Annotated in this window: 21 protein-coding genes and 1 tRNA gene; 16 read left to right on the top strand and 6 right to left on the bottom strand. The window is 40.9% G+C overall.

All coding sequences use genetic code 11. From position 1 onward, the window contains the following. The first annotated feature begins 65 nt into the window (after positions 1–65). The 5 genes from AN390_RS13035 (at position 66) to AN390_RS13015 (ending at position 5551) form a co-directional block, all read left to right on the top strand. The gene (locus AN390_RS13035) at positions 66–725 is read left to right on the top strand and encodes a methylamine utilization protein (protein ID WP_055254946.1); all 660 of its coding nucleotides are present in this window, start codon (positions 66–68) and stop codon (positions 723–725) included. Further along, positions 718–3033 carry an EAL domain-containing protein gene (locus AN390_RS13030; RefSeq protein WP_055254945.1) on the top strand — a complete coding sequence of 772 codons (2316 nt, stop codon included), beginning with the start codon at positions 718–720 and terminating at the stop codon, positions 3031–3033. Before AN390_RS13035 ends, AN390_RS13030 begins: the two co-directional genes overlap by 8 nt. Then, on the top strand, positions 3020–3853 hold the full coding sequence (locus AN390_RS13025; protein ID WP_055254943.1) for a DUF3034 family protein: 834 nt from the start codon (positions 3020–3022) through the stop codon (positions 3851–3853). The genes AN390_RS13030 and AN390_RS13025 overlap by 14 nt, the downstream gene beginning before the upstream one ends. Next, a complete protein-coding gene (locus AN390_RS13020; RefSeq protein WP_029773274.1) occupies positions 3853–4272 on the top strand; it encodes a group 1 truncated hemoglobin in 420 nt (139 codons plus the stop codon). Before AN390_RS13025 ends, AN390_RS13020 begins: the two co-directional genes overlap by 1 nt. A gap of 175 nt (positions 4273–4447) precedes the next feature. Further along, a complete protein-coding gene (locus AN390_RS13015; RefSeq protein WP_095206774.1) occupies positions 4448–5551 on the top strand; it encodes a capsular biosynthesis protein in 1104 nt (367 codons plus the stop codon). Positions 5552–5580: 29 nt separating this feature from the next. Here the strand turns inward: AN390_RS13015 and AN390_RS13010 are convergent, their stop codons facing one another. Continuing rightward, a complete protein-coding gene (locus AN390_RS13010; protein WP_055254938.1) occupies positions 5581–5931 on the bottom strand; it encodes a DUF5522 domain-containing protein in 351 nt (116 codons plus the stop codon). A gap of 43 nt (positions 5932–5974) precedes the next feature. Here AN390_RS13010 and AN390_RS13005 point away from each other — a divergent pair, with 43 nt between their 5' ends. Continuing rightward, the gene (locus tag AN390_RS13005; protein ID WP_055254936.1) at positions 5975–6301 is read left to right on the top strand and encodes a hypothetical protein; all 327 of its coding nucleotides are present in this window, start codon (positions 5975–5977) and stop codon (positions 6299–6301) included. 153 nt (positions 6302–6454) lie between these two features. On the opposite strand, the gene asd is transcribed toward AN390_RS13005, so the two are convergent. Further along, on the bottom strand, positions 6455–7333 hold the full coding sequence (gene asd / locus AN390_RS13000; RefSeq protein WP_004589055.1) for an archaetidylserine decarboxylase: 879 nt from the start codon (positions 7331–7333) through the stop codon (positions 6455–6457). 15 nt (positions 7334–7348) lie between these two features. Beyond that, positions 7349–8407: a small ribosomal subunit biogenesis GTPase RsgA gene (gene rsgA / locus AN390_RS12995; protein ID WP_004589056.1), complete on the bottom strand. Its 1059-nt coding sequence runs from the start codon at positions 8405–8407 to the stop codon at positions 7349–7351. Between the two features lie 125 nt (positions 8408–8532). Here rsgA and orn point away from each other — a divergent pair, with 125 nt between their 5' ends. Together orn and AN390_RS12985 are read left to right on the top strand one after the other, a co-directional pair. Further along, on the top strand, positions 8533–9078 hold the full coding sequence (gene orn, locus AN390_RS12990) for an oligoribonuclease (protein ID WP_004589057.1): 546 nt from the start codon (positions 8533–8535) through the stop codon (positions 9076–9078). 258 nt (positions 9079–9336) lie between these two features. Next, positions 9337–9412 (top strand) — tRNA-Gly (locus AN390_RS12985). Positions 9413–9597: 185 nt separating this feature from the next. On the opposite strand, the gene AN390_RS12980 is transcribed toward AN390_RS12985, so the two are convergent. The 3 genes from AN390_RS12980 to AN390_RS12970 form a co-directional block, all read right to left on the bottom strand. Then, positions 9598–10026: a secondary thiamine-phosphate synthase enzyme YjbQ gene (locus tag AN390_RS12980; RefSeq protein ID WP_055254934.1), complete on the bottom strand. Its 429-nt coding sequence runs from the start codon at positions 10024–10026 to the stop codon at positions 9598–9600. Continuing rightward, on the bottom strand, positions 10023–10490 hold the full coding sequence (locus AN390_RS12975) for a chemotaxis protein CheX (RefSeq protein WP_029773279.1): 468 nt from the start codon (positions 10488–10490) through the stop codon (positions 10023–10025). The genes AN390_RS12980 and AN390_RS12975 overlap by 4 nt, the downstream gene beginning before the upstream one ends. 72 nt (positions 10491–10562) lie before the next feature. After that, positions 10563–10997, bottom strand: a complete 435-nt coding sequence (locus AN390_RS12970) for a transcriptional repressor (protein ID WP_055254974.1) — start codon at positions 10995–10997, stop codon at positions 10563–10565. Positions 10998–11091: 94 nt separating this feature from the next. On the opposite strand from AN390_RS12970, the gene AN390_RS12965 reads away from it, so the two are divergent. From AN390_RS12965 to AN390_RS12930, 8 genes are all read left to right on the top strand, one after another. Further along, entirely contained in the window at positions 11092–11712 is a 621-nt protein-coding gene (locus AN390_RS12965; RefSeq protein ID WP_004589061.1) for a MarC family protein, read from the top strand. A gap of 81 nt (positions 11713–11793) precedes the next feature. After that, entirely contained in the window at positions 11794–12783 is a 990-nt protein-coding gene (gene dusA, locus AN390_RS12960) for a tRNA dihydrouridine(20/20a) synthase DusA (RefSeq protein ID WP_095206773.1), read from the top strand. Between the two features lie 245 nt (positions 12784–13028). Next, the gene (locus tag AN390_RS12955; protein ID WP_055254932.1) at positions 13029–13721 is read left to right on the top strand and encodes a PspA/IM30 family protein; all 693 of its coding nucleotides are present in this window, start codon (positions 13029–13031) and stop codon (positions 13719–13721) included. A gap of 10 nt (positions 13722–13731) precedes the next feature. After that, positions 13732–13938, top strand: a complete 207-nt coding sequence (locus AN390_RS12950; RefSeq protein WP_024031508.1) for a PspC domain-containing protein — start codon at positions 13732–13734, stop codon at positions 13936–13938. 9 nt (positions 13939–13947) lie between these two features. Next, positions 13948–14274, top strand: a complete 327-nt coding sequence (locus AN390_RS12945) for a hypothetical protein (RefSeq protein WP_024031509.1) — start codon at positions 13948–13950, stop codon at positions 14272–14274. A 79-nt stretch (positions 14275–14353) separates the two neighbouring features. Next, positions 14354–14866: a copper chaperone PCu(A)C gene (locus AN390_RS12940; protein ID WP_029773289.1), complete on the top strand. Its 513-nt coding sequence runs from the start codon at positions 14354–14356 to the stop codon at positions 14864–14866. 8 nt (positions 14867–14874) lie between these two features. Continuing rightward, positions 14875–15861 carry a DUF2333 family protein gene (locus AN390_RS12935; protein WP_004585847.1) on the top strand — a complete coding sequence of 329 codons (987 nt, stop codon included), beginning with the start codon at positions 14875–14877 and terminating at the stop codon, positions 15859–15861. Between the two features lie 3 nt (positions 15862–15864). Continuing rightward, positions 15865–16635 (top strand): TIGR04219 family outer membrane beta-barrel protein, encoded by a 771-nt coding sequence (locus AN390_RS12930; protein WP_004585848.1) that lies wholly within the window; start codon positions 15865–15867, stop codon positions 16633–16635. Positions 16636–16637: the final 2 nt, after the last annotated feature.

Here is a 16637-nt window from a genome sequence, read left to right as displayed (position 1 = left end):
ATATTCCTTGCAATTAGTGCTGGTCTCTAATTAACTTAACCTAAGATTAACTTTTAGGTATTGATATGTTTAGGCAAGTGCAGCAAGTTTTTAATAAAAGAGGTTATTTACTCGCCGCTACTTTATTTTTTAGCCAAGGCGTACTGGGTGCAAATATAGATTTAGTAATTCAAGACCAGCATGGTCAGCCACTAAAAGACGCAGTCGTTGAGCTTTATAAGGCGACAAAGTCAGAGCGCACTACGTTACCCGTTGCGGTAATGGACCAAGTACATAAAGCGTTTTTGCCTGATTTACTGGTGGTGCAAAAAGGCCAGCAGGTTAACTTTCCTAACAGCGATAATATCCGCCATCATGTTTACTCTTTTTCTCAGGCTAAGCCCTTTCAGCTAAAACTCTATTCAGGCCAACCTAAAGAGCCTGTGACTTTTGATCAACAAGGTGTTGTTGTACTAGGCTGTAATATTCATGACTCTATGGTTGGCTATATTTATGTAGCCAATAGTGAGCACGTTTATAAAACGAATAATACGGGTAAGTTAACTTTAGACATAACGCCGTTACCGACTACGCTGAGTGTGTGGCATGCGCTACAAACTGCACCGTTGGAAAATAAAAAAATGATAACAATAAACAATAACAATGAGTTACTAATTAAGGTTAATACCTCCACCCCAGCACCGCGAAATACTTTTGGTAGTAAGTTTAAGGGCGGTAATGACTAACAGTTTAAAAAACCGCATTATTGTTTTATGTGTAGGCTTAGTGTTACTGACCACGATGGTGAGCATTGTTAGCTTTTGGTGGTCTACAAGTAAATTCCAAGAAGAAAAAGTAAATCAAGATATTAGCGTAGCGCAAAATGTATATAAGCAATATCTGAGCGCAAAAGAAAGCCTACTGCTTACTGCTGCTAAAGTACTCACTGCCGACTTTGGCTTTAAGCAAGCGGTTGCCACTCGCGATGCAGGCACCATAAGTAGTGTGTTGTTTAATCACAGCCAGCGTATTGATGCAGAGCTTATGCTACTGATTGATTTATCAGGTAAATTAATTTCAGCCAATACTAATGCAGATTTGTACCCTCAAAATTTAAAGCCGTTACTGGATGAGTTATTAACTTCGCCAGAGCAATCGAGCTTTGTTGTTCTTAATAATCAGTTATATCAAGTTATTTTACTACCTGTAAGGGCGCCTAGAACGGTCGCATACAGCTTAGTGGGTTTTAAAATTGATGACGAAGTCGCCCTAGAACTTAAAAACCTAACAGGAATGGATGTCAGCTTTATTGCTGAGCAGGACAACCTCGTAAGAAGCTCGTTGCTTAATCGGCCAGAGGTTTTTTCACCTAAAAACTACTTTAACACTACCACTACAACGCGTTTGTTTGGTGATTATCCTGTATATAAAAACCAAGATATTATGTTGCCCTCCCTACAAGGAGATGCGGTAACAATTTTGCTCAGTGCTGATTTAACGCAAAGCTATAACGATTTTGAAAACTTATTGTTTACGCTAATTATTATGGCCATTTTAACGATGCTGGTGGGGGTTATTACCAGTAGTTTACTGGCAAATAACTTAACAACCCCACTCTCACAGCTTGCAGTTATTGCCAGGCAATTTGCACAAGGTAATTACGCATTTGAATTTAATGCATCTAAACAAAGTACCGAAATAGCAACCCTTGCTAACGCCTTTGATAACATGGGTAACGATATTAACGAGCGTGAACAAAAAATTAGTTTTCAGGCACGCCATGATTCGCTTACAGGCTTTTATAACCGCTCGGCTATGCTTGAAGTGCTCGATGATGAGCTGACTCCCTCTACACAATACACCCTAGTTGCTATTGATATAAAAGGTTTACGGCATATAAACGATAAGCTAGGCCCACGCGTAGGCGATGAATGTTTAAAAGCGGTTGCCAATCGAATTAGTGGCTTTTCGGACGAACTTGGCGGCTTTCATGCGCGTATTGGTGGCGATGAGTTTTTAACTGTGTTTCCAAGCGCCGCTGCCAGAGAGAAAAAAAGCGGTATAGTTGGTTTAATGGCACAGCTATTAGCGTGTTATACCATTAAAACGTTAAAAATTAACTTACGCTTTAGCGCTGGGGTTGTCGAGTACCCCATGCAAGGCCTTGCCAGCGACGATTTAATGCGCCGCGTACTTATTGCCGTAGACAATGCAACAGATAGCCAAGACAGTATTCATTATTACCAAAATGGTGAAGACGAAGCGCATTTAGATCGTCTTAAAATGTTAGATGAGCTTAAACAGGCCATTAGCGATGATGATGGGCAATTATTTATGACCTATCAGCCTAAACTGCATTTACACACACAAAAAATAAATAAAGTCGAATCACTGATCCGCTGGCAACGTAAAGATGGCAGCTGGGTAAACCCAGAGTTGTTTATTGATTTAGCCGAGCAATCGGGGCTTATTGTTGAGCTTACATCATGGGTTGTTAACACTGTGGTTTCTCAAGTGGCTGATTGGCAGGCTAAAGGGATTGAAATGCAGGCAGCAATTAATGTATCAGCACAAGATATTGCCTCACCGAGTTTTCATTCAGCGTTAGTGCGTACTCTAAAAAAATACAATGTTGATCCAACCCTCATCACTGTTGAATTAACTGAGCGCGACATGATTGAAAATGAAGAAAAAGGCATAAAAGCATTACAAAACTTAAAAGCCATCGGTGTAAAAATTTCATTGGATGATTATGGCGTAGGGCAAACATCACTGGGGAGATTAAAAATGCTGCCTATTGATGAGCTAAAGTTAGATAAGTGCTTTATTTTAAAGTTAGATGAGTCGCGAAAGGATCAACACATAGTGCAGTCGTCTATTACCTTAGGGCATCAGCTAGGCTTTAGCGTTGTTGCAGAGGGCGTTGAAAACAGAGATTCGTTAGACTTACTTAAACTTATGCATTGTGACCATGCTCAGGGTTACTACCTAAGTAGGCCTTTAAAAGCAGAATTATTAGAAGAGTGGCTAAAGGAATATTATGAAAAAAGTTAAGTGTTTATTACTTGGGTTATTACTTAGCTCGAGCTTTTCTGGTTTAGCAAGCGATGGTAAATTATTAGCGACCCCCGGGGTTTCGCAAATAGAAGGCAGTGGGGGCGGCGGTATTGTGCCTTGGGCACAACTTGCAGGTTACGCCAGCGAAGACGAGTTCTCTGCGAATGGCTTTTGTAGCCGTGCAGATGTAACAGACTACACTTTAGATGTATGTGGAGCACAAGTTAACCTATTTAATCGTGTAGAACTTAGCTACGCTCAACAACGTTTTGACGTGCCTGCACTTGATACCGAAATAGAGCAATCTATCACGGGCGCTAAAATTCGTTTATACGGCGATATAGTTTACAGTGACTGGCCGCAATTGAGTGTGGGTATACAGCATAAATCCCTTGATGATGGCGCTGTTGCGACCCTCGTAGGTGCACAAGATACTAGTGGCACTGATTACTACCTCGCAGCGAGTAAACTCCACTTAGGCGCTGTAGGGGGGCTTAACTGGTTTTGGAACGTCACAACTCGCTACAGTGAGGCTAATCAACTCGGTTTGCTTGGTTATGGTGGGGCAAATGATGATGCAAAAATTTTATTTGAAGGCAGCACCGCTGTGTTTTTGAGCCGAAGTGTTGCCGTAGGTATAGAGTATAGGCAAAAGTCTAATAACCTTAATTTGGGTGAACAAGACTGGAAAGATTTATTTGTTGCTTGGATGCCAAACAAACACGTGAGTGTCACCGCTGCTTACTTAGATTTAGGTAGCATTGCAGGTGCGAGCGATCAAACAGGGTGGTACTTATCGGTAACAGGGTATTGGTAATGAAAAACGTTGTCATTTTATGGTTGTGTTTAAGTGCCCTGGCAGGGTGCGCAAGCTCAACAAATTTATCGCTTTATCAACAGCTTGATGGCCGAGCGGGGCTTACACGTATTGTAGACAGTTTTATTTACCAAATAGGTAATGATGAACAAGTACTGCATTATTTTGAACACAGCGACATAAGCCACTTTAGAGAAGGCTTTATTATGCATATGTGTATGCTAGTTGATGGCCCATGCAAGTACAAAGGTGACTCTATGGTAGATATTCATACTGGGATGCACATAACTGAGAAAGATTTTAACCATGTGGTGGACTTACTTGTAAATGCGATGGAAGAGCAAAATATTAGCCATAGCATACAAAATGAGATTCTATCTAGGATGGCACCGCTGCGTAGTAAAATAATAAGAATTTAGGTAACATCTGTAAATTATTTACTCGTAGCAGTGAACCTTACTTTTGTAATAGTGTCCACTTAGTATTATTTCCTATAAACAATAATTGGCGCGCACAGCTTGTATGTCTTACCTATTTATATCCCGCAAAAATGTACACGCAAAGTACTATAAAAAAATAATCAAAAAGCTGAGTATGGATTGCCAACTGCATGTTATGGGGGCGCCAAAGCTTTCAGCTATACACTATTTAAGTAAAGCGTTTAAAGTTGATTTTAACGATGTTATTAATGCACAACTAAAACGTAAGCGCGCCCGTAATAACCTTTGGAACAATGCTTTAGTATCGGCGGTTTACAAAGTGGGGCTGCGCTTTTTTGAGCGTTTACGTTACGCAAAATATTTAGCTTTATTAACTGAAGTTAACCCAGATGTAATGGTGATATGGAATGGTAATAAACTGCCTAATACTACCGTTGCTATGGCTGCCAAGGCACTGGGTATTAAGCAATTTTATTATGAAAATGGTTTGCTTCCGGGTACCACCAGTTTAGACCCTCAAGGGATTAACTTTAATGCGTCGCTAAGTCGAGATCCTGATTTTTATTTAAATTTTAATGCAAATAATGCCTTAAACTTTGATGCACCGGCGCTTGTCCCACGAGAAAACCATAAAAAACGCTGTGATTTTGCAGCTGAAAATATACCTGAACGCTACATATTTGTGCCTTTTCAAGTGCCTCACGATACGCAATTAGCGAGCTTTTCGCCATGGATTGACTCAATGGAAATGCTATACGATGAAGTTGTAAGCGCAGTGAAAGCGTTGAACGATCCTAGTTTAAAGGTCGTTTTTAAAGAACACCCGTCGTGGCACAAGCATTACACCCATTTATACGATAAAGACCCAATTGCACTATTTGCAAACGGCAATAAAACCTGTGAACTTATTGAATGCGCAGAAGCGGTGATCACTATTAACTCTACGGTCGGTTTAGAAGCGCTGTTACTAAATAAGCGGGTAATTACTGTAGGGCAGGCTTGTTATAATATAGAAGGCTTAGTTAAGCATGCAGATACTCGTGAGTGCTTAGCTGCCCAAGTAGCAGATGTAGCTCAAGGGTGGCAGTTTAATCCGCAACTACGCGATAAATTTTTTTGCTATTTAAAGCATGTGTATAGTGTGCCGGGCGTTTGGAAATACGCCGAAGAAGAGCATATCAAAGCAATTGAGTTGCGTTTTAAAGGGGCGGATAAATTTGCACAATACAGCAACAATGTGCCCAACGAACTTATTTAACCGCGTATTGTATATCAACATGTTGTGATTTAGCTGTAAGGACAATTTTTACAGCCATTTTTACAGCATGTACCTCGCTTTAAAAAAAACCATTTACTAAACACCATGTAGCCACTTTGCATGGTGTAGTCTAGCCCTTCAATTAAATTGTCATTACCTCTAAACTTTTTAGCAAACTCAATTTGTGCTTTGATTGGCTGAGTATAAATATGCGCTAAATAAGCGTTTATTTTATTAAGCGTACATTGCGGGCATAAACAGCTTGTTGCTGACTCTTCAAGCGGTAAAATAGCAGGTAATTGGTTACACCAACATGCGTTTATATCGTTTACATTACAACTAAGCGCAGTGTGGCATTGTGAGCAGTTTAATCTCGTCATTTTAAGTCTTATCAGCAGTAGAGCAGCAAGAATAACAAATATTATGAATATACAAAAAGCATTGGCCGAATTTATTACCTTTGGTGAGCAAAGAGATGATGCTATTAGCGTGATTATTTCTACCCCAGCAGAGGAAGGTGCTCCCGGTTATACACTCACAAAGCCGGTATTGATTGACGTGCTAACACGTTGTGTAAACCACGAAATAGAGATAGATGATTTAGAACTATGGGCAAATGTGGTTGAATCGCGAGATGATATAAATTGCGCCGAACACGAAGGGGTTATTTTTGCGCTCAGTAATAGTGAGCAAATGGGTAAACTTGATAAGCGTAAGCTGACTGTATTATTGAAGTTGCTACAGAGCTAAGCGTAATTTTAGTAATGATTGCATTTAAACCGTTTTAAATTATCATCAGGTGCAGCGAAATTTAACTTAGCTAATAGATTAACATTGCTCTGAACTCAAAACCGTGAGCTACGAGAACAGAGCAGTGTGATAAAACTTCTTTATTCAGAGGGCTTACAGCTCTTCACTTTCTTTAATTGTTGCAAATGCGGTGTTTAAACGTGTTACTGTTTCAGGCAGTTGGTCGTCTAAAATGTCTGCTTTATCTGCACCCCATGCTAGTACCACTGTTGAGCCTAGTTTAAAGCGGCCCATTTCTTCACCTTTTTTAAGGGTGATGGCGTTTTCACCTTTAGTAGGGTAGTTCCAGCTAAACACATCGCTACCGGCGGGTGGTGTTACTGTACCTGCCCAAACGGTCTCTATGCTGGCTACAATGGTTGCGCCTACTAGTACCATAGCAAGTGGGCCAATTTCGGTTTCAAAAATAGCCACTACACGTTCGTTACGAGCAAATAAATTAGGGACATTTCGCGCTGTAAGCGGGTTTACCGAAAATAAGTCGCCCGGTACGTAAATCATTTTACTTAGTGTGCCGTCTATAGGCATATGAATACGGTGGTAGTCTTTTGGCGCTAAATAAATGGTAGCAAATTTTCCACCTAAAAATGGTGTTGTATCATCTTCGGAGCCACCTAATAGTGCTTGTAGACTGTAGTCATGACCTTTTGCTTGTATTAGCTGCCCATCAACAATGTCGCCCAGTTGGCTAATAGCACCATCAACAGGGTGAGTAATTACGTTCTCGCCTTGCGCCATTGGACGCACACCATCTTTTAATGGGCGAGTAAAAAATTCATTAAATGTTTTGTAGTGCGCTGGGTCTTCATACAAAGCCTCGTTCATGTCTACTTTATATTGTTTAATAAATAGTTTAATGAGCGTTGTAGTTAAAGCACCTGCTTTTGCTGCTGCTAATTTACCTACTACGCGTGAAATAAAGTGCTTTGGCATTGCATACTGCATTGCAATTTTAAATTTGTCTAAACTCACAGATTGTTTCCTAAATTAAACGCGAGGTGCGCGTGCACCAGCACGGCCATCGGCCATTGTTTCTAAAATACGGTGGTAGCTGTCGAATCGCAATTGCGAAATATCGCCATCGGCTACCGCTTGTTGAATTATACAGCCTGGGTCGTTTAAATGCTTACAGTCTCTAAAACGACATCCACCTATAAACTCTCTAAATTCTTTAAAGCACCAGGTTACCCGTTCAACATCTAAGTGCCATAAACCAAACTCACGTATTCCCGGTGAGTCAATTAGGTTACCACCACTTGGTAGGTGATGTAAGCGCGATACAGTGGTGGTATGTTGCCCTAAGCCACTGTTTTCTGATACTTCTTTAGTTAATATTTCTGCATCAGGAAGCACAGTGTTAACTAAGGTTGATTTACCTACGCCACTTTGACCAACAAAAATATTATTTTTATCAACCAGTACGTTTTTTAAATCATCTATGCCTTCGCCGGTTACACTACTTACAAGCAGTACCTGATAACCAAGGCCTCGATAAATATCGAGTACTTTTTGAATTTCATTTAGGCCTTCGTCGTCGATTAAATCGATTTTATTAAGTACTAAAATAGGTTCTATACCCATGTCTTCACAGGCAATTAAGTAACGGTCGATAATACTGGGCGTAAACTCTGGCAGTACCGCTGAGACCATTAAAATTTGGTCAATATTTGCAGCGATTACTTTTACGCCATCGTAAAAGTCGGGACGCGTAAGCTGTGAGCGGCGTTCTTGTGTTGCTTCAATAACGCCTGCTAAGTCGCCTTCACTTACTTTTGCGCGGCGAAATAGTACTTCATCACCACACACTAAGTTAGTAACGGTACGGCGAATATTACAGCGTAATACGTCACCTTCTTGTGTTTCTACATCGGCGTGTTGGCCAAAACGGCTGATCACGACAGCGTTTTCGGTTGCGCCCAGATTATCTGTTTGCCACTCTTGTGCGCCACCTTTTGCCAATTTTGTATCGGCATTATTTAAGCGCTTTTGATGATTAGCCTTGATCCTGCGAGATTGGCCTTTACTTAATTTTTTCTGTTTTGCCACTTTTGGCCTATAACCTTGGTTTAAATGTCGGCTTTGCGTATAAAAAAGCTTTAGCTCGACGGTTGATGCTAATATGATATATCGAAATGCGTTGGATCTAAAGAAAAGCACTGTTTAAGGTTACTATGACTATTAATGAATCTAATTTAATTTGGCTTGATCTGGAAATGACTGGACTTGAGCCGGCCACAGATAAAATACTCGAAATTGCAACAGTAGTAACTGATGCCGATTTAAATATACTCGCGGAAGGGCCTACTATAGCTATTCACCAAAGTGATGAGTTGTTAGATGGCATGGACGAATGGTGTACTACACAGCATGGGAAATCAGGTTTGACTGCCCGTTGTAAAGCCAGTACATACGATGAGGCTTATGCGGTTGAACAAACGCTTAATTTTTTAAAGCAGTGGGTTCCTGCGGGTAAATCACCTATGTGTGGTAACTCAATAGGTCAAGACAGACGCTTTATGAATAAGTATATGCGCGAGCTTGAAGACTTTTTTCATTATCGAAATTTAGATGTAAGCACAATTAAAGAGCTTGCCCGACGTTGGAAGCCTGAGGTACTAGAACAGGTAAATAAAAAAGGCTCTCATTTAGCTCTCGATGACATTAAAGATTCTATTATGGAATTAAAGGTGTATAGAGAAAAATTCTTTAATTTGTAAAAAACACTTGCAAACACATTAGATTATTGTAGAATCCTGCCCCGCTCAAGACGATAACCCTCGCGGGGTTGGTGTGTTTGAGTGGTTGAAATACCATCAGTAAGTGCGGCACTAGCTTAGTTGCCAGAACGTTTAACGCGACTTGTCGCGCACCAACGGACAAATTACTGACAATATTTAAGCGGCACTAGTTCAGTTGCCAGAATGTAGGACGCGACCTGTCGCGCACCAACGGACAAATTACTGACTAAATATGAAGCGGCACTAGCTCAGTTGGTAGAGCGCGACCTTGCCAAGGTCGAGGTCACGAGTTCGAGCCTCGTGTGCCGCTCCAATCTCTCTAAATACCCCACTAAAATAAACACTTCTTTAAAACAATATTTTGATCTGATTTATACCTACGAAAATTATTTATAAATATTATACGCACGAGTGGCCCCATGCCGCCGCGCGATATAAAGGGTTTTAAATAATGCGAAGTGACGAGGGTAAAAGAAAGGGAGGGGAGGTCAATACAAGTTAAAAGGTTTCGCCTTGCAAGGTCGCTATAATACGTCTTGCGCCGCCAGCGTCGCGATGCTCGCCTAAGTAAATACCTTGCCATGTACCTAGCGCTAAGCGACCATTGCTTATAGGAATACTTAATTCACACCCTAACGTACTGGTTTTTATATGGGCTGGCATATCATCATCACCTTCGTAATCGTGACGATAGTAAGGCTGGCGCTCGGGAACACAATGGTTAAAGTGGCTTTCCATATCCATGCGCACTGTTGGATCGGCGTTTTCGTTTATGGTTAAACTTGCCGATGTGTGCTGAATAAACAAATGTAATAGGCCAACTTTATAATTGGCCAGCTCGCTCAGCTGCGCGAGTATTTCATCATCAATTAAATGAAATCCTCGAGCACGCGGTTTTAAGGTTATTTGAGTTTGTTGCCAGCTCATAACTTATCAAAGCTAACTTCTATATTTGCATCGCCTGCATCACAGCTAAATGGCATGATTATTTTTTTGCCCTTACTTTTATGTGTGATGGTGTGGCCTTTACCTGCAACTACAATTGGCGTAGCCATATCAAAGTCATAGCCTTTTTCGCCGAGTAAGTTTTTAGCTCCACCGGTAACCATATTAGTAATTTCCCCAACCATATCAGTTACTTCATCGTCTATGTTGTCAGGGCGCTCACCAAGCATGCGCTCCATGATGGTCAGAGCTAAGTTTTCATCAAAGGTAATTGAAAATGAGCCACGAGTTTGCGCGCCCACCATGCCAATTAAACCAGATACATCGCCACAGGCGACTTCGTCTGTTTTAATACGCGGCTTACCTGGTTTTAACTCGGTTTGTGCCATTGTAGATAACACATTGATCAAAGAAGATAAAAATGGATTAATGAACTCAACATTCATGTTAGGTACTCTTAAAATTGGTGCTAAAGTGGCTATCTAAATATGAGTATAGCTTTAAAACAAACTTTGGGTTTAGCTTCTACAAGACTCACACTTACCGTGTGCTTCAATAGTTTGCCCTGATACAACAAAGCCGCTTTCTGCTGCTAAGTTGTTTAGCTCGTGAGAAATAACCGTAGAGTGCAGCTCTTTTACAAAGCCACAACTGTCACAAATTAATAGCTGCACAGGATGAATATGATCAAAGTGATGGCAAAGCATAAATGCATTGGTGCTTTCTATTTTGTGAATAAAACCCAGCTCTGCTAAAAAGTCTAGCGCACGGTAAATTGTTGCAGGTTTTGCGCCTGTTTCTGTTACTTTTAATTGTTCAAGTAAATCGTACGCCCCAACGCCGCCTTGGGCGCTAGCTAATAGGCGAAATACTTTTTCGCGGATAGGCGTAAAACGCGCACCACGGTTGTCACAAACTTGTTTTGCTTTACTTACGAGTGATTCTATATTCATCATTCTCTTATCCTTACGCTACCGTGATATACTAACATACTGTGTTGTACTTGCAGCGTTTTTATTAAACACTTTTTATCTAGGAACCCCATTAATGCATGAACTGGTAGCTATATTTATTTTCTTTTTTGCGGTGATAGACCCTATAGGTACAGTGCCTGTATTTATTGCTGTGACACGTGGGGAAGATGAAAAGTTTAAACGAAAAGTTGTTTTTAAAGCCGTGGGTGTATCCGCTGTGGTTTTACTCTTTTTTGTTATTGCCGGTGAGCAGCTATTAAATGCAATAGAAATACCGCTGTCGGCGTTTCAAATAGCGGGGGGCATAGTCCTGCTTATTTTTGCGCTTTCAATGATTTTTGGTGAAAGTAAGCCCGAGTCTGAGATTAAAAGTGTGCGCGACAGCACAGAAACCGCTATTTTTCCGCTAGCCATTCCCTCTATAGCAAGCCCAGGCGCCATGCTTGGCGCAGTACTGATGACCCGCAACGAAGAATACACGTGGGTTGAGCAAGTTACTACATCGTCGATGATGTTGGTTGTATTAGTTGTTGTGCTTGTGCTGTTGTTACTCGCAAATCATGTGCATAAATTAATAGGCGACAGTGGCGCAAGTATTATAAGTAGAATCATGGGGTTAATTTTAAGCTCTGTGGCAGTTACAAATATACTCAACGGTATCGCGCATTATTTTGGTTTACAAATATACAGCTAACATTGATGCTAATTAGGCTTTTGTGTAAAATACAGCGCCTTTTTATGGGCGCATTTACTTATAATCCCCGAGGCTTTTACATTGCAAAAACGCACATTAGATAATCCAACGTTAAACAGACGTTTTTCTGTTGCACCCATGCTTGATTGGACTGATCGTCATTGTCGCACTTTTCATCGTAAGATGACTAAGCACGCTGTTTTATACACTGAGATGATCACCACGGGGGCGATTTTATTTGGTCGCGGCGATTACCTCCACTTTAATCAGCACGAGGGGCCGGTTGCTTTGCAGCTGGGGGGTTCTGATCCCGAGGCGCTAGCAAAGTGTGCAAAGCTTGCTGGTGAGCGCGGTTACGATGAGATTAACTTAAATGTAGGCTGCCCTTCAGATAGAGTACAGAACGGGCGCTTTGGTGCATGCCTAATGGCCGAGCCTGAGCTGGTTGCCCAGTGTGTTGCGGCAATGAAAAGCGAAGTTAGTATTCCTGTTACGGTAAAAACACGCATCGGTATTGATGAGCAAGACTCGTATGAATTTTTATGCGCATTAATTGAAGCCAGCCATAAAGTTGGCTGTGATGACTTTATTATTCATGCCCGTAAAGCGTGGTTAAATGGTTTAAGCCCTAAAGAAAATCGTGAAGTACCGCCTCTTGATTACCCACGCGTTTACCAACTAAAAAAAGACTACCCACAGCTCGATTTAAGCATTAATGGCGGCGTTAAAACAATTGAAGAAAGCCTAGCGCATTTAGCGCATATAGACGGCGTTATGATTGGTCGCGAAGCATATAGTAATCCATTTATACTTAATGAGGTGGATGAAAAGATTTACGGTGAGGTGGCCAATACTCAGACTCGTCACGATGTGGTGCGCGCTATGTATGATTACATAGAAGAGGAAATGCGTTTAGGTGCTAACTTTTGGCATATAGCACGCCATATGCTGGGGATTTTTCAGGGGCAGCCAGGGGCGCGCGGATTTAGACGTCACCTTTCAGAAAATGGTCACGGTAAACAGGCTGATTTGTCGGTAATGGATAAAGCATTAAGTTTTGTGCCTGAGTAATACTAAAGCGCTGAGCAGTTATAAAAAAACCACTTTTTAAAGTGGTTTTTTTATAACTAAAATTTAGTCAAAAGATAAATAAATTAGTGATTTTCGCTTATTAATATTCAGTTTTTAGTCAGTTTAAAATAACTTATTAGCTGTCTAACTGATTGAATTTAAATGCTTATAAATAACTTTTTGTTACTTGGCATAACTCTTGGAATCTTGTTGTTATTATCAATTAAAAACAACAGGACAAAACAATGAGTATATTTAATCGCGTAAATGATGTTATCCAATCTAATATTGCTGCCATGCTGGATAAAGCAGAAGACCCAGAAAAACTCCTCAACCTTATGCTAAGTGAAATGCAAGAAGCGCTTAACGAATGTAGAAGCACTGCCGCAGCCTTACTGTGCGAAGAAAAAGCGCTTAAACGCCAAATTGTACAAAAACAAAAAGACTTAACTTTGTGGCAAACAAAAGCTGAGCTGGCAGTTGCTAAAAACCGTGACGATTTAGCCAAGTCTGCGTTAGTAGAAAAACAGCGAGTAGATGAGCAAATTGCAGCAAAAAACACTCAGCTAAATACTCTAAAAGAGTCGATAGAGAAAATTACGGCAGATTGTGAGCGCTTACAGCAAAAAATGGCGCAAGCTAAAAGCAAACAAGCTCAATTAATAAAACGCCACGATATTGTTGTTGCACGTGAAAAAGTGAACATGCAATTACACAGTGACAAGGTCGCAAATGCTTTGTCTCGCTTTGAAATGATAGAGCAAAAAGTGGAAGGCATAGAAGCACAGGTTGATGCTTATGAACTTACAAATACAGCGCAATCAACCGCTGAGCAAATTGAGTCTTTAGTTAAAAATGAAAAAATAGATGCAGAGCTGGCTCGTTTAAAAGCCAGTGTTAAGCAAAGTAATACCAGTACAACTGCGCCAAGCGCTTAAGGAGTAAAGTATGAATAACTTTAAAACACAGCGTGGTTGGTACAAAGATTCACTGAATAAAAAAATATCGGGCGTATGCAGTGGGTTAGCGCGTCGCCTTGATTTTCCAGTGTGGTCAACACGCTTAGTAACTATTTTATTATTTATAAGTTTTCCGTTTGCAGTGGCGCTTGGTTATTTGATTGCTCACTGCTGCCTTGAAGAGCGTGCGTATTAGGAGAGGGATATGAAAACCTTAGCAATATGTGTTGTCGTATATGTGTTACTTTTTACTGATACTGTGTCGCTAATACATTTTGATTCATGGCAGTTCCCACTGTGGATTGCAGATATGAGCTGGGTAGGGCTCGAGCTGGCTGGTGTATTAGTTGCTATTATTGCAGTGGTAGCCGTAATGGCTTTAGTGACCATGGGGTTAATAGGCGCAGGGATTGTCGCGCTGGTTGGCACCATTTTGGCACTGTTATTTGGTTCAGTGATGATAGCCTGGCCATTATTATTTGTGGCTGTACTGTGCTGGTTGGTGCTCGATAACAAAAAAGTAACCTCTTAAGCCTTAATTTAACTGACTATTATTAGTTAACTATGTTAAATTTAAAGTGAAATTTTATGCTTTCACAAGGAATAAAGCGATGATGAAGCAGTGCTTTTTTATGGCCTCGGCGTTAATGATTAATGTGTTTTCGTCATCGGTTGCTGCACATGCTGGGCACAGCCACGATACAGACGAAGCTAAGCTTGAAGTAAGCCATGCACAAGTAAGGGCGTTTTTGCCTGGTAGTAAGTCGAGTGTTGGCTATTTAACAATTTCTAACCACGGTGGTGGTGTTGCTAAATTAACTAAAGCAACCATCGAAGGTTTAGGCCGTGTAGAAATACATGAGCACAAACATGTCAACGGCATGATGAAAATGCAACAGGTTAAAGCCGTCACCATTAAGGGCCATGAAAGCCTAAGCTTTGAGCCTGGTGGTTACCATTTAATGGTATTTGATCCACAAGAGCCACTAAAAGTAGGGCAAGAACGTAAACTCACGCTATATTTTAGTGACGGTAACCGCTTGTTTACTAATGCTCAAGTGGTTTCGCTTGAAGCGCAAGCTGCGCATTCAAAGCCATCTAAAAAACAACACGCTCATCACTAGGAGGATAAATGTCGCAACATAAAGGAAAAATAGCTGGTGCCTTGGTGGTACTACTTATTATTTTTTACGCTATTGCAGTTTATTGGAGCATTGAGCCGGCACGTTTTAACGTAGTAACTAATGCAAAAGAAACCGCGCAAGCACGCAACGAAAAAATGGTAACAGGCTATACAACCACCTCAACGCTTATTACCGTTGCTAGCACATTACTTGATAAGCAAGGTGGGTATTTATCAAACGATGTAATGCCGCCAAGTGTGATAATGGATGACATGCCTGCGTGGGAATATGGTGCGCTCGAAATGGTGCGTGATTTAGCGCTATCAATGCGTAAAGACTTTAGCCGTTCACAGTCGCAATCTACCGAACATGAAGCCCTTAAAAAAGCGCAGCCGCAATTTAATATCAGCTCTGAGGCATGGGCATGGCCAAGTGCCGAGGGAGAGTACCAAAAGGGAATAGACTATCTTCTTGTATACCGCTCACAAATTGCTAACGAGCATGAGCGCGATAGCCAATTTTATTCACGTGCAGATAATCTACGTAGCTGGTTAAAAGAAGCCGAAAAGCGCTTAGGCAGTTTAAGTCAGCGTTTAAGTGCAAGTGTTGGCCAAGACAAAGTAAATACCGATTTAGCAGGTAATTCTTCAAACACGCAAGCGACCTACACACCACTTCAGCAGCAAGTAAGAACGTCGTGGTGGGAAATAGACGACGTGTTTTATGAGTCGCGCGGTGCAACATGGGCGTTATTACACTTTTTACAAGCGGTTGAGTATGACTTTGCTGATGTATTAGAAAAGAAAAATGCACGTGTAAGCTTACAGCAAATTATACGTGAGCTTGAGGCAACACAAGAAACCGTGTGGAGCCCAATTATATTAAACGGGAATGGTTTTGGCTTTGTGGCAAATCATTCTTTAGTTATGGCAAATTATATTTCAAGAGCCAATGCGGCTTTAATCGAACTTAGCGAACTACTAGCTCAAGGATAAAAAATGAAAAAGTATTGTTTAGCAGCTGCCCTTTCAATGGCATGTTTAGCCCCTGCAGCACAGGCAGACACTCTATTAGGTTTATATGTAGGTGTTGATGGCTGGCAGTCAGATAACGACGGTCAGTTTTCTTACAAAGATAACGCACCACAAGATTTTAATTTTGAAGACGAAACCTTTATTAGCTACTACGCGGCACTAGAGCACCCAGTGCCATTAGTTCCTAACCTAAAGCTTAAATACACTGAGCTTGAACTTAATGGCTCAGCAACCCTTACTGATACGTTTAGCTTTAATGGCTCAGATTACGTAGTTGGTACAACTGCAAATACATTAAGTGATTTAACTCACATTGATTACATTCTTTATTACGAAATTTTTGATAACGATTTAATTTCAATTGATTTAGGTTTAAACGCAAAGCAGTTTGACGGTGACATTGTTGTAACTGGTACTACTCAACAAGGCGGCACTAACTTCTCTGAGACTAAAGATTTTTCGGGCTTTGTTCCACTTGCGTATGGCCGTGCTGAAGCAGGCTTACCATTTACGGGTTTAAGCGTGTTTTTTGAAGGCAGCTTTTTAGCTATCGACGATAGTAAAGTACAAGACTACCAAGTAGGCGTAGCGTATGAACTTATTGATAACCTAGCGGTAGATGTAGCTATTAAAGCGGGTTACCGCTCAATGACGTTAGAGCTAGATGATGTTGATGATATTAATACCGATATTGACGCATCAGGCCCATTTGCGGGTATTCAAGTTCACTTTTAATT

The organism is Pseudoalteromonas sp. P1-11, assembly GCF_001399995.1.
Lineage (GTDB): Bacteria > Pseudomonadota > Gammaproteobacteria > Enterobacterales > Alteromonadaceae > Pseudoalteromonas > Pseudoalteromonas atlantica.
The sequence above is the reverse complement of the archived record's forward strand: the minus strand, read 5'-3'. Positions and strand labels throughout refer to the sequence as shown.

What these genes read in the sequence shown, in the direction of transcription:
- AN390_RS13035 (WP_055254946.1), top strand. Translation starts at nt 66, where the DNA reads ATGTTTAGGCAAGTGCAGCAAGTTTTTAATAAAAGAGGTTATTTACTC.
- AN390_RS13030 (WP_055254945.1), top strand. Translation starts at nt 718, where the DNA reads ATGACTAACAGTTTAAAAAACCGCATTATTGTTTTATGTGTAGGCTTA.
- AN390_RS13025 (WP_055254943.1), top strand. Translation starts at nt 3,020, where the DNA reads ATGAAAAAAGTTAAGTGTTTATTACTTGGGTTATTACTTAGCTCGAGC.
- AN390_RS13020 (WP_029773274.1), top strand. Translation starts at nt 3,853, where the DNA reads ATGAAAAACGTTGTCATTTTATGGTTGTGTTTAAGTGCCCTGGCAGGG.
- AN390_RS13015 (WP_095206774.1), top strand. Translation starts at nt 4,448, where the DNA reads ATGGATTGCCAACTGCATGTTATGGGGGCGCCAAAGCTTTCAGCTATA.
- AN390_RS13010 (WP_055254938.1), bottom strand. Translation starts at nt 5,931, where the DNA reads ATGACGAGATTAAACTGCTCACAATGCCACACTGCGCTTAGTTGTAAT.
- AN390_RS13005 (WP_055254936.1), top strand. Translation starts at nt 5,975, where the DNA reads ATGAATATACAAAAAGCATTGGCCGAATTTATTACCTTTGGTGAGCAA.
- orn (WP_004589057.1), top strand. Translation starts at nt 8,533, where the DNA reads ATGACTATTAATGAATCTAATTTAATTTGGCTTGATCTGGAAATGACT.
- AN390_RS12980 (WP_055254934.1), bottom strand. Translation starts at nt 10,026, where the DNA reads ATGAGCTGGCAACAAACTCAAATAACCTTAAAACCGCGTGCTCGAGGA.
- AN390_RS12975 (WP_029773279.1), bottom strand. Translation starts at nt 10,490, where the DNA reads ATGAATGTTGAGTTCATTAATCCATTTTTATCTTCTTTGATCAATGTG.
- AN390_RS12970 (WP_055254974.1), bottom strand. Translation starts at nt 10,997, where the DNA reads ATGAATATAGAATCACTCGTAAGTAAAGCAAAACAAGTTTGTGACAAC.
- AN390_RS12965 (WP_004589061.1), top strand. Translation starts at nt 11,092, where the DNA reads ATGCATGAACTGGTAGCTATATTTATTTTCTTTTTTGCGGTGATAGAC.
- AN390_RS12955 (WP_055254932.1), top strand. Translation starts at nt 13,029, where the DNA reads ATGAGTATATTTAATCGCGTAAATGATGTTATCCAATCTAATATTGCT.
- AN390_RS12950 (WP_024031508.1), top strand. Translation starts at nt 13,732, where the DNA reads ATGAATAACTTTAAAACACAGCGTGGTTGGTACAAAGATTCACTGAAT.
- AN390_RS12945 (WP_024031509.1), top strand. Translation starts at nt 13,948, where the DNA reads ATGAAAACCTTAGCAATATGTGTTGTCGTATATGTGTTACTTTTTACT.
- AN390_RS12940 (WP_029773289.1), top strand. Translation starts at nt 14,354, where the DNA reads ATGATGAAGCAGTGCTTTTTTATGGCCTCGGCGTTAATGATTAATGTG.
- AN390_RS12935 (WP_004585847.1), top strand. Translation starts at nt 14,875, where the DNA reads ATGTCGCAACATAAAGGAAAAATAGCTGGTGCCTTGGTGGTACTACTT.
- AN390_RS12930 (WP_004585848.1), top strand. Translation starts at nt 15,865, where the DNA reads ATGAAAAAGTATTGTTTAGCAGCTGCCCTTTCAATGGCATGTTTAGCC.